This is a genomic window from Streptococcus oralis (genome assembly GCF_965111685.1).
GTDB classification, from domain to species: domain Bacteria; phylum Bacillota; class Bacilli; order Lactobacillales; family Streptococcaceae; genus Streptococcus; species Streptococcus oralis_B.
Genome location: NZ_OZ217340.1, coordinates 969,748 through 985,306 on the forward strand (window position 1 = coordinate 969,748; position 15,559 = coordinate 985,306).

Genomic DNA, 15,559 nt, shown 5'->3' on the forward strand with positions numbered 1-15,559 from the left:
ACTATAAGCTTTCTTTAAGATTGTTTTATTACCCTAGAAAGGTAAAGGAGGGAATATCCCATGAGAAAGAAATTCTTTCTAACAAGTGCTGCAGTATTGTGGGCCGCAACAGCTATGACAAGCGTCCACGCAGCAACCGATGTTCAAAAAGTAATCGATGAAACCTATGTACAACCTGAATATGTTCTAGGTTCTTCTCTATCTGAAGACCAGAAAAACAAAACTCTTAGCAAACTTGGCTATGATGCATCAAAAGACACCAAAGCTATCAAAACTATGACACCTGATATCTATTCGAAAATTATGAATGTTGCTAATGATGCTAGTTTACAGCTCTATTCGTCAGCTAAGATTCAAAAGCTAGGTGACAAATCACCTCTAGAGGTCAAGATTGAAACGCCTGAAAATATCACCAAGGTGACGCAGGATATGTACCGTAACGCAGCAGTGACGCTGGGAGTGGAGCATGCCAAAATCACAGTTGCAGCTCCTATTCCAGTTACAGGTGAGAGCGCCCTTGCTGGGATTTACTACTCGTTAGAGGCCAATGGTGCTAAAGTACCGCAAGCCAATAAGGACTTGGCCCAAGAAGAACTAAAAGCCTTGTCCGATATCAATGCTGAAAACAAGGACAAGTCAGGCTACGATGCCAATAAACTCAATGTCGCTTTGGCAGATATCAAGGCAGGAATCGCAAAAGCAAAAGAAGCCAAAGGCAATCTGACAGAAGAGGATGTTCGCAAAATTGTAGAAGACACGCTAAAAAACTACAAACTCGATCAGGTTATAACAGGAAACCAGGTCAATATCATCATCAATTTTGCCCTCAACCTCTCAAAGAGTGACATTTTGAACAATGCTGATTTCACTAAAACCCTAAATGACCTCAAGGAAAGCATTGTCTCTCAAGCTGGTGATAGCTTTAAAAATATCAACCTCAACTTTGATGCCAATAAAGCGCTAGAAGACGGGGGTAACTTCTTTAGCTCCCTTTGGCAAGCCATTGTCAACTTCTTCAAGAGTTTTGGTGCTTAGGTCATTTCATGATATAATAGATGGTAACAGAAATGTTGCCGTCTTTTTTTGTCGGCCGATAGAAAGTGAAAAATATGTTAAAGAAAAATGATATTGTAGAAGTTGAAGTTGTCGATTTGACCCATGAAGGTGCTGGGGTTGCTAAGGTAGATGGTTTGGTTTTCTTTGTAGAAAATGCTCTACCAACTGAGAAAATCCTCATGCGTGTCCTTAAGGTCAATAAAAAGATTGGCTACGGGAAAGTTGAAGAATACATTACACATTCTCCGCATCGTAACCAAGACCTTGACCTAGCTTATCTACGCTCGGGTATCGCTGATTTGGGGCACCTTGCCTATCCAGAGCAGCTCAAGTTTAAAACCAAGCAAGTCAAAGACAGTCTCTACAAGATTGCTGGAAATACCGATGTAGAGGTCGCTGAAACGCTCGGTATGGAACATCCAGTCAAGTACCGAAATAAGGCACAGGTGCCCGTTCGTCGAGTGAATGGTGTCTTGGAAACTGGCTTTTTCCGTAAGAATTCGCATGACCTTATGCCACTCGAAGATTTCTTTATCCAAGATCCAGTGATTGACCAAGTTGTAGTAGCTCTACGCGATTTGCTCCGTCGTTTTGATTTAAAACCTTATGATGAAAAGGAACAGTCTGGCTTGATTCGCAACCTCGTTGTGCGTCGTGGTCACTATTCAGGACAAATCATGGTCATTTTGGTGACTACACGTCCTAAAGTTTTTCTTGTTGAACAGTTGATTGAACAAGTCATCAAGCAGTTCCCAGAGATTGTGTCTGTCATGCAAAATATCAACGACCAGAATACCAATGCGATTTTCGGCAAGGAGTGGAAGACTCTTTATGGTCAAGACTATATTACGGATCAGATGTTGGGAAATGACTTCCAAATCGCTGGCCCAGCCTTTTATCAGGTCAATACTCAAATGGCAGAGAAGCTCTATCAGACAGCTATCGACTTTGCGGAGTTAAGAGAAGATGATGTGGTGATCGATGCTTATTCTGGTATTGGAACGATTGGACTATCCGTCGCGAAACATGTTAAGGAAGTCTATGGAGTTGAGGTCATCTTAGAAGCAGTTGAGAATAGCCAGAAGAACGCTGCATTAAACAATATCACAAATGCCCATTATGTCTGCAATACAGCTGAAAATGCCATGAAGAACTGGCTCAAGGAAGGTATCCAACCAACCGTCATCTTGGTTGACCCACCACGCAAGGGCTTGACCGAGAGTTTTATCAAAGCAAGCGCCCAAACAGGAGCAGACCGCATTGCCTATATCTCTTGCAATGTCGCAACCATGGCGCGTGATATCAAACTCTACCAAGAATTAGGCTATGAATTGAAGAAAGTCCAGCCGGTGGATCTTTTTCCACAGACGCACCACGTGGAGTGCGTAAGTTATTTAGAGAAACGTAGTTAATCCTCTCACTTTTTCATTTTAGGACGAGATGCTTCAAAACTCCACTGGAGCCTTGAACATATATAAAAATAAAGTTATTGTGTGACTGAAATAATCAGGCACTTGGATAGAATAGAATCGAAAGGATTATTTGATGAAAAAACAACCGCAAATAATGGAAAAGGAACGTTTGGGAGCCTTTATTGACGCTGTGTTAGCCATTGTTATGACTATCTTGGTTTTGGAGCTGGAAAAGCCAAAAACCTTTGATTTACAAGGACTATGGGAGCTTAGAACAAATTTTCTTGCCTACGGTATTTCTTTCTTTTGGCTGGGAGCTATGTGGGTCAATATCCATTCTTCTTCGCATCTCATTAAAAAAGTTAGCCAAAAAACAGTCTGGGCAACCATTATCATGCTCTTTTTCTCCTCCCTTTTTCCCTATACCACTCAGCTCATAGCGACCCATTTCGACAATGGTAGCATGCAAGCATTCTATGGGGTAATCGTTCTACTCATTAGCTTTTCAGTATTATGGTATTACCGTACCTTGGATGAAGTGAATGATATAGCTGAGATGCATGCGTTAAGACAAGGACGAAAGCGTTGGATACGATGGGATATTGGTATTAAAATGTTAGGGCTTATCTTATCTCTGACAATCTTCCCAGCAGGAGTAGGACTGTCAGTCCTAGTAACACTTTTATTTATTGTTATCCCGAGACAATTTAAAGTCTAATCATTTAATCGACTCATCTGTTTTATTCGGGACTTAGTTGACTGCTTCCGATTCTGAGAGTTTTGAATTTGTATTGATAAGCATTGCATTCAATACTTTTCTATAGGAATTCATTGAAATAACAGTCAAGACATATGATGTGTGTGACTCAGCTTGTACAAGTTGAGATAGTCAGGAATTTGAATAATTTTTTTGTAACAGTTATAATGACAATTATGAATAAACTTGTTTAAACTTTATGTCTCTTTAGAAAGTGTGTTAACTTGAAAGAACAAATATTTTTGATGGGTGGGAATCCCCCAATAACGAAATATAGCATTGTTGATAAAATTGTATTATCAAGCAAGATTGAAAGAATTATTATTTTTACAGTTTTTCGAGATAATTGGCAACCCTATATGAAAAAGTACACGGAAGTTTTCCAAAGTCAATTTCCTAATCTAAACACTGATTACTTACTTTTGGACACTGAGCAGATTGATTTTGATAGCTATTTAGATGCTGATCAAATCATCATCGGGTGAGGAAATACGGAAAAATATTTAGCTACTTATGTCAATCAGGAGTTCAAAAAATATATCAATCATATGCTTAATAAAGGGGCAAAAGTTATAGGGTTTTCTGCAGGAGCCCTATTATTAGGAGAAAAAGTCTATGTCTCACCTAATGATAATTCAGATCATCAGATAAAGATAAAAAATGGATTAGGAGTCTTTAGTCAGTTTTTAATTAGTGTCCATTATGATTCATGGAATGATAAAGCAAATAAGAATAGAGCTGAAGAATTCGTTAATGTTCCCATAATTCCACTAAATGATCATTCCTGTCTTGTATTGGATAAACTTGGAAATATCATAGAGAAAATTGACTAGTTTTAATCATGCGAATCTGAATCTACGAAACTAAAGTATTGACGAAATGAATAATGAAAAGCCTTGATTGTAAGGCTTTTTTGTGTTTTTATGATAGAATATAGGTAGTTATAATCGAGAGCAACTAAGAAGCAGTAACAAATATTACATATAAAATAATCAAAATAAGGAAGATAAAATGACAGAAATTGACAAAAAGAATTTAAAAAATTATCTTTGTTTTACATTTGGAATTACTTATATAGCTTGGGGGCTTCTTGCCATCTTTACTCAATCTTATATTTTGGGATTAGAAACATTTATAGGGAGAATGTTACATATAGTAGGTGCACTTGGTCCAGCTATTGCAAGTGGCTTTTATTTGAAAAGGAATAATATAAAATTTAAACATTTTGTATTTACTAAAAGAAAAAGTAGTAGTATTTATTTCATTTATCATATGTTAGCAATTTTGATACTATTTTCTGTATCTTCCTTAGAATTAAATGAAGTATCAATTTATCTGATGCCACTATTCTTTATTCAATTAATTTTTTTTGGTGGCGGACATGAAGAATTAGGATGGAGAGGCATACTACAACCCTTACTTGATAAAAAATATACTTATTGGCAATCTAATTTGATTGTAGGTTCAATCTGGGGAATTTGGCATCTGCCTTTATGGTTTATAGTTGGAGAAAGTCATCAGGGATTTCCTTTTATTTTATTTTTTATATATACATTATTTTTAAGTTTTGTTTTAGGACTTCTTTACCGTCAAACGAAATCTGTGGGATACTGTATATTATTTCATGCGTTCGCAAATTTGTTAAATCTCTATTTTGTGTTAAAAATTAATCTTATTTTTATTATCATTTTTATTGCTTATTTGATTTATACTATATTGGCGAGTAATAGAATTAGTAAGGAAACAACATTTTAAAATTTAGATCAGGATATCCATTATTGAAAGTAACGTGTGGTCATTCTAGATAATCAATGTTAGAGACTTTTCTATTTGATGAGGCATCACTGCTTGTTCAAACTGATTTAACAAGTATTTATCTAGTGAAAGTCCTACAGTAAGGAGTTTAAACATGAAATTCCATGAATTTGGTAATAAGAATTTGCCTCCTATTTTACTGATACATGGTGGTGGCAGTTCTTGGTGGAATTATCTTCGTCAAGCACGAATCTTGTCAAAAGAATACCGTATTATTCTACCAACTTTGAATGGCCACGGCGAGGAATATCAACTTGATTATGTTTCTACTGAAGATTCTGCTTTGGAGATTCTAGACTATATCAAAGCAAACTGTGGTGGGAAATTGTTTGCAATCGGTGGTGTTTCACTTGGTGGTCAAATTGCCATGGAGCTTTTGTCTTTAGACAGTGAAATTGCTGAGAAGGCCATCATAGATGGAAGCCTCTGCATTCCTCAACCAAGGTTAGCTAAAATCAGCATCTTTCTAGTGTCTCTATTTGGTAAACTGATGTTCAATAAATTCTCTTGCAAACTTCAGTTAAGCATGATGAACAAACTCTATCCTAAACTGGCTTATCCAGAGGAAATAAAAGCTTATTATTTAGAGGATTTGCCAAGGACGCCTGTCAAAACATTGGTGACCATTTACAAAACCTATATGGGGCATTACAAGCTAAAGGATACGATTTCTGCTAGCAAGGCTCAGGTTCTGTATACCTATGGTGAAAAAGAATTGAACTGTGTGAAAGAATCAGCGAAATTATTTCATCAGCTACATTCAAATACAATTTTGTATGAAGCAAAGGGCTATAACCACGGCTATTTATCAGCTTACTTGCCTTATGAGTGGATTGATTTGGTGGTGCCATTTTTAAAGAGTGATTCATTAGAAATGTGTAACGAATCTGATATGCCATAAGGAGGAATACCATGCTAGGGGCAATTATTGGAGACATTGTAGGTTCAGTTTACGAATGGAACAATATCAAAACGAAGGATTTTCCCTTGTTTAGGGATGACTGCTTTTTCACAGATGATACGGTTATGGCCTGTGCTGTTGATGGTAAAAACGTATAAACCTGTGATGAAAGTGATTAAGAAAAGCCTTGATTGTAAGGCTTTTTGTTATATTAAAAATTGAAATTGAAAAGTAATCAATTTAAACGATAATATGGCTCATACAGATTGTTAAATATTGAACTAATATAACTGTTATGGTATAATATAAACAGGTAAAACAGATGGATAGTTAGGAGGATATGGAGGGTGAATATACAAATTGATAATTCAAGTGATAATCCGATTTATTTACAGATAAAAAATCAAATAAAGGCTCAGATTATTTCGGGAGAATTAAAGGTTGGCGAGCAATTGCCATCAATCAGATTCTTAGCTAAAGAACTTCGAGTGAGTATGATAACTGCTAAAAGAGCTTTTGATGAACTGGAACTTGATGGTTTCATTAATTCAGTTCAAGGTAAAGGTAATTTTGTTGCAGCTCAAAATAAAGAGCTTATTCGAGAAGAATATTTGAAACGAATCGAATCAAAGATGCAAGATATTCTTGAGCTTTCAGCGATTGCAGGTGTTACCAATGATGAATTGGTAGAGATGTTTAGTAGTTATATGGAGGGAAAATATGAGTGATTTTGCTATTGAAATCAAAAACTTGGTTAAAAAGTTTGATGACTTTACATTAGGACCGATAGATTTTGCTATTCCTAAAGGCTCTATTGTCGGATATATTGGCCAAAACGGTGCTGGTAAAAGTACAACCATAAAATTATTGTTAGGATTACTTAAGAAAGATTCAGGAGAAATTAAAATTTTGGATTATGATAATCCTAATAGTCTTGAATTGAAAGATAAAATCGGAGTAGTGTTTGATGATTTATTAGTGCCGGAAGAAATGACACTTGTTGATTTGGAAAAATTCTGTTCAAGGGTATATTCAAAATGGGACAGAGAATTTTTCTATCAATTAATAAAAAAATTTAATTTATCTGAAAAACAGGCTATTAAAAGTTATTCTCGTGGAATGAGAATGAAATTATCGATGGCAGTAGCTTTATCTCATAAAGCAGAAATTCTCATTTTGGATGAAGCTACGAGTGGATTGGATCCGATTGTAAGGGAGGAAATTTTAGATTTTCTTCTTGACTTTATTCAAGATGAGAATCATACAATTTTAATATCGTCACATATCCTATCAGATTTAGAGAAAGTGGCGGATTATATTGCTTTTATCAATGATGGTAAAGTTCTTTTTGTTGAACCAAAGGATGAACTCAAAGAAAACTATGGTATCTGTACTTTATCTAATGAAGAAGTTGAAAATCTTGATGAGGAAGCCATAATTGGAAGAAGGATACACTCATTCGGACAAGAGTTGCTTGTTAAAAGAAATCTTGTTCCAGATGGAATCAGATTACAAAAACCGTCTATCGAAGATATTATGATATATTTTGTGAAAGGAGGTAAAAGATAATGACTGCATTGATATTAAAAGATATAGCTACTTTAAAGAAAACACTACTATTAACAACTGCTCTCTGTATTGCCCTCATTGTGTATGGTGTGTATGAAAATGAAATTTTTATGATACCGCTTATTTGTACAATGATGCCGTTAATTTTAACTGCAATCGCTTTTGGTTATGATACGAAATCGAAATTTGAACAATTTGCCTTTTCAATGCCGATTAAAAAGAGTAGCTTTGTATTAAGTAAATTGTTTTTTGCGTTTGTTTTTGGATTAGTAGGTTCAGTTTGTTTATTTGTTCAATTGGTAATAAAAAAAGAGATGTTAATAGACAGCATCATATTTATCTCACTAATTACATTAGTTGCAAGTATTATGATATCAGCTATTCAACTTCCGTTTATCCTTAAGTACGGTGCTGAAAAAGGTAGGCTAATCATGGTTATAACATACTTTACAGTATTTGCTCTGTCTAGTTTTTTTAAAGCAAAATCAGATTTACTGACTAATGTTGTAGAGTTTTTCTTAAAGAATTCGAGATTAATGATTTTAATTGGAATGGTTTTTGTCAGTATTGTTATCATAGGAATTGCTATAAAAATATCTATTTTAATTATGGAGAAAAAAGAATATTAGAAAAGTTGAGAGTAGATTATAAAAACTTAGAAGGTGGCAAATCTTATGCTAGGGCAATTATTGGTGACATTGTAGGTTCAGTTTACGAATGAAACAATATCAAAACGAAGGATTTTCCTTTATTTCGTGAGGATTGTTTTTTTACGGATGATACGGTAAGTCCGAACCGCTGAATATGTAAGCTTGTTAGTGAAACGTAGTTAATCCTCAAAATAAAGAAACTAAAACTCCATTATTTCGAGATGACAGCCTAAATTGGCTTTAAGGAGGTGTTATATTGATAGAGAGCAGACCTGAGTTTGAAAAAATCTTATCCTTTGATGAATTTAATAAATACTACTGGTATCGTGATGAACTTTCACATATATGCAAGTCATTAGAGCTTGAATATAGAGGTACAAAACAAGAACTCAATGATATTATTGAGCAGTACTTTAAGGGGAATTTGATTAAAAAATCATCAATAAAAAGGAAAAAGAAACAAGTAGAAGTCCTTATCTTAGATACGCCCTTACTTGAATGTGGATTCTCCTTTAATGCAGACTTTAGAGAATATTTCTCAACTTTAACAGGTGTTTCGCCCTTTAAATTTACTGCTAATATGGCCACTGCTTGGAGAAAAGTAAAAAAAGAAAATGATTTGAGATTTACAATTCAAGATATGCTAAAAGTTTATTATGGAAATTCAGATTATGCCAAGTATGACCATTCGGTTTGTCAATGGAATCAGTTTTTAAAGGATTTCTGTGCAGACGAAAATAGTGCCAACTACTCGAATAAACTAAAAGTAGCTTCTATTCTTTGGAAAGAAGTTAGAAATTCAAAAAATGAAAAAATTTATTCAAAGAATCTTTTGACTGAATATGCTGATAAAATAAAAGAGTATGGCGAGTAGGATATTATTTATTTGCTTAACAAACAATTTTAAAAAAGCCAATACAAAAAAAGTAAAACAAATAAGGTCTTTGATATAAGAATCAATTTAACTCTGAAAAGGTTCGAAAGGTGACTATGAAAGTAAAATTTAAAGAAACGAATAGAGTATTTTTCAAAATAGTAGAAGTAGAGGGAGAAAAGTATATTCTAGATTTGACGACCGTTAGTCCCAAATCCTATTTCTGGGGTTCTCTTCCCGATGAAATTACTGCAAAAATGCAAAAGTTAGATAAAAGAGATACGCGTTTTGAAAGTGTGGCTCCAACTATGAGTAAATCAATTGGGGTTGCAATTGGTGTAGCAATAGGGGGATCTGGCTATCGACTTGTGACAAATTTTTTTAGAAACAATGGGATTAGTCACAACCTTCCTTTAAAGATAGGATTTTATGGTCTGTTTATCTTCCTTGCTTACCTAGTTTTCTGGATCATTGCCATAAGAGCTCGTCATAGTGTCCAAAAAAGACTTGAGAATAAAGTTTCAAACTATCAAATAACCTTTAAACCGGTTGGAAATAAACGTCAATTAAAATATTACAAACTTCTTCCTTTTATCCTTGTTCCGACTCTTGGATGTTTTGCATTCTATCTATATACTGTTAATGGAACTGAGGGAGCCCTACTTGTTATTAATAGTATTCTATTATTGGGATTTTTTACAGTGATTTTAGGCATGTCACCACTCCGAGAAAGTGTCGAAAAGCAAGAGATTGTTTTTGATAGAATAGAGAAGTTATAAGTTAAAATGAAAGCTGTTTTATGATCCTCTTTTGCAGGTCACATTGGGTTATTTTATCAGAAAAAATTATGTAATAGAGAAGAAAGTGTTTATGTTGCTCAATGACTCATTTAAGGTTTAGAACAGCTTTCGTAATGACATTTTATAATTTAGAAAAGGAGTAAAAATGAATTATTTAGAGATACGCAAGAAATATGGATTTTATAGAAAAGTCGTGATTGTTTTGGCTGTTCTTCTCATTCTTTTTGTAGCTTGGATGGTGAAAGATAGGTCTATTCTATTCTTTTGTATTATACTCATAAATGTACTCTTATTCCTTTCGATCTCGATAATCAGAAGAGGGTATATAAGAAGTGGTACTAAGTTACTGTATATGGACTTAGATTTACCATCTTGGAAGCAATACATTGAATTGAAGAAAGTTGCAAAAAGAGCTATTATAAAAATGGATGTGACACTAACATCTGTTGGGTATTCCTATATGATTGGTGATTTCGATGCTGCCATTAAGGAAGCCTCTGAAGCACTGACGAATCAAAAACTGAAGCCGAAATATAGGGATTTCTTTGAGAGTTACCTCGTTCGCTCGACAGTTCTTGCAAATCCTAACCTGACCAAGAACGAGCTTAATCTTATGCTAAACAAAATGTCCATATCAGATCCATCCCTAGCTGAGAAAACAAAAAGCGTGAGTATTGCGCTTTACGATTTAACAATTGCTCATCAATCCAATGATTACTTTGAAGACTTGGAAAACGAATTTAAATATCAACAATTGGAAATCACTTACTATCAAGCTTTGAACTCTAGATTAAAAGGAGATATGACCAGGGCGAATGAGTTGTTTAGAAAGCTTGCTGAAGAAGATGAACAGCTCTATATCGTACGGAAGTCTAAAGAATTTTTAAACAGTGAATCTATAAATTAGCGATAAATAAGTATAGTAAAGAATAAAAAGGATTTGGTATGAAATCAAATAAAGTATTACTAACAATGACCATTCATTTTTGCTTCAATTATTGTTAGCATTTACTACATTGCCGTCTCGATTTTAGCTAGTGGATTCGATTTTTCAAGCATTTGGATGGCGTTTATATAACTCAAGTGATATAATTAGTTACTAATAATTTTGTAACTATTTAAGGAGTACTATTAATGAAAAAAGCAATGTTAATTATCAACCCTACCTCTGGTGGGGAAAAGGCTTTGGACTATAAGGTCAAGCTGGAGAATAAAGCCAAAGATTATTTTGAGCAGGTGGAAACCAAAATTACCGAAAAAGCACTGGATGCAACACACTTTGCTGAGGAAGCGTCTCGTGAGGAGTACGATGCAGTGGTTGTTTTCGGTGGAGACGGGACTGTCAATGAAGTCATTTCGGGTATTGCTGAGAGAGACTACATTCCTAAGTTAGGGATTATCCCAGGTGGGACGGGTAACCTCATTACAAAACTTTTGGAAATCAATCAGGACATCGATGGCGCGATAGATGAACTCGATTTTAACTTAACCAACAAGATTGATATTGGTAAAGCGAATGATAACTATTTTGGTTATATCTTTAGTATCGGTTCTCTGCCTGAGGCGATTCACAATGTTGAAATCGAGGACAAGACAAAATTCGGTATTTTAGCCTATGCTGTAAATACCATGAAGTCTGTTATGACGGATCAGGTCTTTAATATTAATGTCCAGACAGAAAATGGTAATTATGTTGGTGAAGCTAGTCATGTTTTGGTTCTCTTGACAAATTACTTCGCTGATAAGAAAATCTTTGAAGAAGACAAAGATGGCTATGCCAATATTTTGATTCTAAAAGATGCTTCTATATTTTCTAAATTATCTGTTATTCCAGATTTACTAAAAGGGGATGTTGTCGGTAATGATAATATTGAGTACATCAGAGCGCGTAATATTAAGATCTCTTCAGATAGTGAATTGGAGTCAGATGTTGACGGCGATAAATCGGATAACCTACCTGTAGAAATCAAAGTCCTAGCTCAACGAGTAGAAGTATTTTCAAAACCGAAAGAGTAGAAGGTAGAAATTAGTTTATTTTTTACAATGAAATCAAGTTCTATATCAACGATTGGAGGAGGAATGAATTCTCTATTTGATGAATTTCGAACAATTTGTTCTCATTTAAACCAAGTCGGAATCACACCGACGCTCATGGGGTCTTTGGGTTTTGAATACCGTTCAAATGAAGAATGGCAGCCGTCTGACATTGACATTCATGTGCCTGGTGACCCTAGAGGTTGGGATGCACCTGATCATCTCAGAATTTATGACTGGGACAAGATAATGAAAGTGATGAAACACTTAGGATATGCCTTAATAGATATTCATGAGCATGAATTCCAAAAGGATGGTCTGAGTGTTGAGTTTGGAAGTATCGATTCTTTACCTGATTTTGCAGGAGTTTCGGAATCGAATATAGAGCTGATTCATCTCGATGACATTACGTTTCGCGTTCCAAGTTTGGAACAGTTTTTAAGTATTTACAAGGCTTCTTCCCAAGATTCTTATCGAAATAACCATAATAACAATAATGATTTTAAAAAAATAGAATGGCTGAAAAGACATTTGTAAATCATCAATCAGAAAGTAGTAGGTATTAAGACTTACTGCTTTTTATTTTCAAAAACAATCCACTCGAAACTGCGGACAAGCCTTGCAAATAAAATACGAAAGTAGTATACTAGAGTCACGATTATGAAAACGTTTGCGTAACGAGATGAATCAAAGTAAACTAGGAGACAGAACAATGGAATTAACAGCCATTTACCACAGACCAGAGTCGGAGTATGCTTATCTTTATAAAGACAAGACAATGCACATTCGTATCCGGACCAAGAAAGATGATATTGAAAACATCAACTTGCATTATGGAGATCCTTTTATCTTTATAGAGGACCGTTATGAAGCAAGCAAGGCGATGGTCAAAGTGACTTCCGATGCCTTATTTGATTACTGGCAAGCGGAAGTTACGGTTGGCTATGCCCGACTCCAGTATCTCTTTGAACTTAAAGATAAGCAAGACCAGAGTATCTTATATGGCGACAAGGGATGTGTTGAAAACACGCTAGAAAACCTTCATTATGAAGGAAATGGATTTAAAATTCCTTATATCCATGAGATTGATGCTTGCCATGTTCCTGACTGGGTAGCAAATACAGTTTGGTATCAGATTTTCCCAGAACGCTTTGCTAATGGCAATCCTGAGATTTCACCTGAAGGTGCGCTAGCTTGGGATTCCTCTATCAAACCAAAGACGAGCGATTTCTTTAGCGGTGATTTACAAGGTATTATTGATCATCTGGATTACTTGCAAGACATAGGGATTACAGGACTTTATCTCTGTCCTATCTTTGAATCCCCAAGCAATCACAAGTATAATACGACGGATTATTTCGAAATTGACCGTCATTTTGGAGATAAGGAAACTTTCCGTCAACTGGTGGACCAAGCCCATCAGAGAGGCATGAAGATCATGCTGGACGCCGTTTTCAACCATATCGGTGACCAATCGCCACAGTGGCAAGATGTTCTCAAATATGGTGAAGATTCCGTTTACAAAGATTGGTTCCATGTTCAAGAGTTCCCAGTGACCAAGGATAAGCTGGGTGACCCAAGAAAGCTCCCTTATCATACCTTTGCTTTTGCCAGCTATATGCCTAAGCTCAATACGGCCAATCCTCAAGTGAGGGACTATTTGTTGAGGGTTGCAACCTACTGGATTGAAGAGTTTGATATTGATGCTTGGCGACTAGATGTGGCAAATGAAGTAGACCATCAATTTTGGCGAGATTTCCGTAAGGCTGTCTTGGCTAAAAAGCCTGACTTTTACATCCTTGGAGAGGTCTGGCACACTTCACAGCCTTGGCTAAATGGCGATGAATTTCACGCAGTCATGAACTATCCCCTCTCTGACAGTATCAAGGATTATTTCTTGCGTGGGGTTAAGAAGTCCCATCAATTTATCGATGAGATCAATAGCCAGTCTATGTACTATAGACAGCAGATTTCGGAAGTGATGTTTAATCTTCTGGATTCGCATGATACGGAGCGCATTTTGGCAACGGCCAAAGGAGATAGCCAACTTGTGAAGTCTGCCCTTGCCTGCCTCTTTTTGCAAAGGGGAACACCGTGTTTCTACTATGGGACTGAGTTAGAATTAGATGGAGGTCCAGATCCAGATTGTCGTCGTGTCATGCCTTGGGAACGTGTTTCCGACAGTAATGAGATGCTTCAATTCATGAAGAAATTGATTCAGCTTCGCAAGAATGTCTCAGATATAATCCAGCACGGGACCTATAGACTGAAAGAAATCGAGCCAGATGTGGTATCTCTGGCATGGGATTATGATGGACAAAAAATCCAAGCTATTTTTAACCAATCAACTGAAAACTATCTTGTAGACCGTGATGCTGTAGCTCTAGCCAGTCATTGCCAAGGATTGGACCAGCAACTGGTGATTTTGCCTAAAGGTTTTGTCATTCAATAAAAAATAGGATAAAAAGGACTGTAATGAATGGGTGATTCGTGCAGTCTTTTTTTGACTTATGTAGTATAATAAAGCTAGGTCACCGATTACTAGCTGAACGATTAGTGAATGCTATTTAAAATGAAAAAGGGACTTGTAGTCTAGAAGGAGAATTGCATGAAACGAATGAGAAAAGTAGTAGCCTTGGGACTGTGTTTACCCTTATTACTTGGATTTGCTGCTTGTCACCAAAATAATACGAGCACTGAAGCTGCAAATCAGGCACAGACCAGTTCAGATAAAGTTCTTTGGACGGCTTCATATACCAATCTGAACAATCAGGTCAGTATCGAAGAGGTCAAATCACTCTTATCAGCTCACTTGGACACACATAGTGTTGATGCATTTTTCAATCTTGTTACAGACTATAATGCGACTGTCGGCTCAACTGGCTTAAGTGGTTATTTTGCCTCCTTTACAAAGACAGAATACGACGTAGAGAAAATCAGCAATCTCTGGAATCAAAAAAAGGGTGACTTTGTTGGGACCAACTGCCGTATCAATAGCTATGCGCTATTAAAAAATTCAGTCACAATCCCAAAACTTGAAAAGAATGATCAGCTTCTTTTCGTGGATAACGATGCTATCGATAAGGGAAAGGTGTTTGATGCAAAAGATAAGGAAGAGTTTGATATTTTATTTTCTAGGGTGGAGACGGAAGCGACAACGGATGTAAAAGTTCACGCGCAGAAGATGGAGAAATTCTTTTCCCAGTTTCAATTCAATGATAAAGCTCGGATGCTGTCTGTTGTGTTACATGATAATTTGGATGGAGAGTTTCTTTTTGTCGGGCATGTTGGTATTTTAGTGCCAGCTGATGATGGTTTCTTATTTGTAGAGAAACTGACTTTTGAAGAGCCTTATCAAGCTATTAAGTTTGCGAGCAAGGAAGACTGTTACAAGTATCTATCCACCAAATATGCTGATTACACAGGTGACGGTCTAGCTAAACCTTTCATCATGGACAATGAAAAGTGGGTTGAAGGATATTAAGCTAGGCAGGGGAGAAGTAATATGGAAACAGTAATAGCACTTTTAGTTGTCATTCTTATCGGATTTTGGGCTGTAAACATTCTCAGGCCTCGTAAGACAAGTAAAAAGGAAAGATTTATTGGCTATATGCAGCGCTATGATATTGACGGTGAGGGCTACCAATCAGAAGTCTGGGAAGTGAGTGAAGATGAGGATTGGAAATAAGGT

General features: G+C 35.9%; 16 protein-coding genes and 2 pseudogenes. All 18 read left to right on the forward strand.

Features of this window, described 5'->3' with window-relative positions; translation table 11 throughout:
• The first annotated feature begins 60 nt into the window (after positions 1–60).
• The 18 genes and pseudogenes from ACLV7H_RS05115 (at position 61) to ACLV7H_RS05200 (ending at position 15,556) form a co-directional block, all read left to right on the forward strand.
• Positions 61–1,035 (forward strand): DUF1002 domain-containing protein, encoded by a 975-nt coding sequence (locus ACLV7H_RS05115; RefSeq protein WP_411866541.1) that lies wholly within the window; start codon positions 61–63, stop codon positions 1,033–1,035.
• 74 nt (positions 1,036–1,109) lie between these two features.
• Positions 1,110–2,468, forward strand: a complete 1,359-nt coding sequence (gene rlmD / locus ACLV7H_RS05120; RefSeq protein WP_411866542.1) for a 23S rRNA (uracil(1939)-C(5))-methyltransferase RlmD — start codon at positions 1,110–1,112, stop codon at positions 2,466–2,468.
• 154 nt (positions 2,469–2,622) lie between these two features.
• Positions 2,623–3,186: a TMEM175 family protein gene (locus ACLV7H_RS05125; RefSeq protein ID WP_411867072.1), complete on the forward strand. Its 564-nt coding sequence runs from the start codon at positions 2,623–2,625 to the stop codon at positions 3,184–3,186.
• A 263-nt stretch (positions 3,187–3,449) separates the two neighbouring features.
• A pseudogene (locus ACLV7H_RS05130) lies at positions 3,450–4,058 on the forward strand (Type 1 glutamine amidotransferase-like domain-containing protein).
• Between the two features lie 178 nt (positions 4,059–4,236).
• Positions 4,237–4,980, forward strand: coding sequence for a lysostaphin resistance A-like protein (locus ACLV7H_RS05135; protein ID WP_411866543.1), 744 nt, complete (start codon positions 4,237–4,239; stop codon positions 4,978–4,980).
• A 154-nt stretch (positions 4,981–5,134) separates the two neighbouring features.
• Positions 5,135–5,941 carry an alpha/beta fold hydrolase gene (locus ACLV7H_RS05140; protein ID WP_411866544.1) on the forward strand — a complete coding sequence of 269 codons (807 nt, stop codon included), beginning with the start codon at positions 5,135–5,137 and terminating at the stop codon, positions 5,939–5,941.
• An 11-nt stretch (positions 5,942–5,952) separates the two neighbouring features.
• Positions 5,953–6,081, forward strand: a pseudogene (locus ACLV7H_RS05145) (ADP-ribosylglycohydrolase family protein); the annotation flags it as partial.
• Between the two features lie 207 nt (positions 6,082–6,288).
• Entirely contained in the window at positions 6,289–6,669 is a 381-nt protein-coding gene (locus ACLV7H_RS05150) for a GntR family transcriptional regulator (protein WP_038805294.1), read from the forward strand.
• Positions 6,662–7,510 carry an ABC transporter ATP-binding protein gene (locus ACLV7H_RS05155; RefSeq protein WP_411866545.1) on the forward strand — a complete coding sequence of 283 codons (849 nt, stop codon included), beginning with the start codon at positions 6,662–6,664 and terminating at the stop codon, positions 7,508–7,510. The genes ACLV7H_RS05150 and ACLV7H_RS05155 overlap by 8 nt, the downstream gene beginning before the upstream one ends.
• Positions 7,510–8,139, forward strand: a complete 630-nt coding sequence (locus ACLV7H_RS05160) for an ABC-2 transporter permease (RefSeq protein WP_411866546.1) — start codon at positions 7,510–7,512, stop codon at positions 8,137–8,139. The genes ACLV7H_RS05155 and ACLV7H_RS05160 overlap by 1 nt, the downstream gene beginning before the upstream one ends.
• A gap of 277 nt (positions 8,140–8,416) precedes the next feature.
• A complete protein-coding gene (locus tag ACLV7H_RS05165) occupies positions 8,417–9,034 on the forward strand; it encodes an SAP domain-containing protein (protein ID WP_411866547.1) in 618 nt (205 codons plus the stop codon).
• 116 nt (positions 9,035–9,150) lie between these two features.
• Complete coding sequence (locus ACLV7H_RS05170) at positions 9,151–9,813, forward strand: DUF443 family protein (RefSeq protein ID WP_411866548.1); 663 nt, start codon at positions 9,151–9,153, stop codon at positions 9,811–9,813.
• Between the two features lie 166 nt (positions 9,814–9,979).
• Positions 9,980–10,741 (forward strand): hypothetical protein, encoded by a 762-nt coding sequence (locus ACLV7H_RS05175; protein WP_411866549.1) that lies wholly within the window; start codon positions 9,980–9,982, stop codon positions 10,739–10,741.
• Positions 10,742–10,968: 227 nt separating this feature from the next.
• On the forward strand, positions 10,969–11,850 hold the full coding sequence (locus tag ACLV7H_RS05180; protein ID WP_045591382.1) for a diacylglycerol/lipid kinase family protein: 882 nt from the start codon (positions 10,969–10,971) through the stop codon (positions 11,848–11,850).
• 63 nt (positions 11,851–11,913) lie between these two features.
• Positions 11,914–12,405: a phosphoribosylanthranilate isomerase gene (locus tag ACLV7H_RS05185; protein WP_045591380.1), complete on the forward strand. Its 492-nt coding sequence runs from the start codon at positions 11,914–11,916 to the stop codon at positions 12,403–12,405.
• A 175-nt stretch (positions 12,406–12,580) separates the two neighbouring features.
• Positions 12,581–14,320, forward strand: coding sequence for a glycoside hydrolase family 13 protein (locus tag ACLV7H_RS05190; protein ID WP_411866550.1), 1,740 nt, complete (start codon positions 12,581–12,583; stop codon positions 14,318–14,320).
• 156 nt (positions 14,321–14,476) lie between these two features.
• Positions 14,477–15,352: a DUF4300 family protein gene (locus ACLV7H_RS05195; RefSeq protein ID WP_045591377.1), complete on the forward strand. Its 876-nt coding sequence runs from the start codon at positions 14,477–14,479 to the stop codon at positions 15,350–15,352.
• Between the two features lie 21 nt (positions 15,353–15,373).
• Positions 15,374–15,556: a hypothetical protein gene (locus ACLV7H_RS05200; protein ID WP_411866551.1), complete on the forward strand. Its 183-nt coding sequence runs from the start codon at positions 15,374–15,376 to the stop codon at positions 15,554–15,556.
• Positions 15,557–15,559 lie beyond the last annotated feature (3 nt).

Bases quoted from the DNA above. Each gene is read 5' to 3' on its own strand.
- ACLV7H_RS05185 (WP_045591380.1), top strand. From the start codon at position 11,914: ATGAATTCTCTATTTGATGAATTTCGAACAATTTGTTCTCATTTAAAC.
- ACLV7H_RS05155 (WP_411866545.1), top strand. From the start codon at position 6,662: ATGAGTGATTTTGCTATTGAAATCAAAAACTTGGTTAAAAAGTTTGAT.
- ACLV7H_RS05200 (WP_411866551.1), top strand. From the start codon at position 15,374: ATGGAAACAGTAATAGCACTTTTAGTTGTCATTCTTATCGGATTTTGG.
- ACLV7H_RS05115 (WP_411866541.1), top strand. From the start codon at position 61: ATGAGAAAGAAATTCTTTCTAACAAGTGCTGCAGTATTGTGGGCCGCA.
- rlmD (WP_411866542.1), top strand. From the start codon at position 1,110: ATGTTAAAGAAAAATGATATTGTAGAAGTTGAAGTTGTCGATTTGACC.
- ACLV7H_RS05160 (WP_411866546.1), top strand. From the start codon at position 7,510: ATGACTGCATTGATATTAAAAGATATAGCTACTTTAAAGAAAACACTA.
- ACLV7H_RS05180 (WP_045591382.1), top strand. From the start codon at position 10,969: ATGAAAAAAGCAATGTTAATTATCAACCCTACCTCTGGTGGGGAAAAG.
- ACLV7H_RS05125 (WP_411867072.1), top strand. From the start codon at position 2,623: ATGGAAAAGGAACGTTTGGGAGCCTTTATTGACGCTGTGTTAGCCATT.
- ACLV7H_RS05190 (WP_411866550.1), top strand. From the start codon at position 12,581: ATGGAATTAACAGCCATTTACCACAGACCAGAGTCGGAGTATGCTTAT.
- ACLV7H_RS05195 (WP_045591377.1), top strand. From the start codon at position 14,477: ATGAAACGAATGAGAAAAGTAGTAGCCTTGGGACTGTGTTTACCCTTA.
- ACLV7H_RS05175 (WP_411866549.1), top strand. From the start codon at position 9,980: ATGAATTATTTAGAGATACGCAAGAAATATGGATTTTATAGAAAAGTC.
- ACLV7H_RS05140 (WP_411866544.1), top strand. From the start codon at position 5,135: ATGAAATTCCATGAATTTGGTAATAAGAATTTGCCTCCTATTTTACTG.
- ACLV7H_RS05170 (WP_411866548.1), top strand. From the start codon at position 9,151: ATGAAAGTAAAATTTAAAGAAACGAATAGAGTATTTTTCAAAATAGTA.
- ACLV7H_RS05135 (WP_411866543.1), top strand. From the start codon at position 4,237: ATGACAGAAATTGACAAAAAGAATTTAAAAAATTATCTTTGTTTTACA.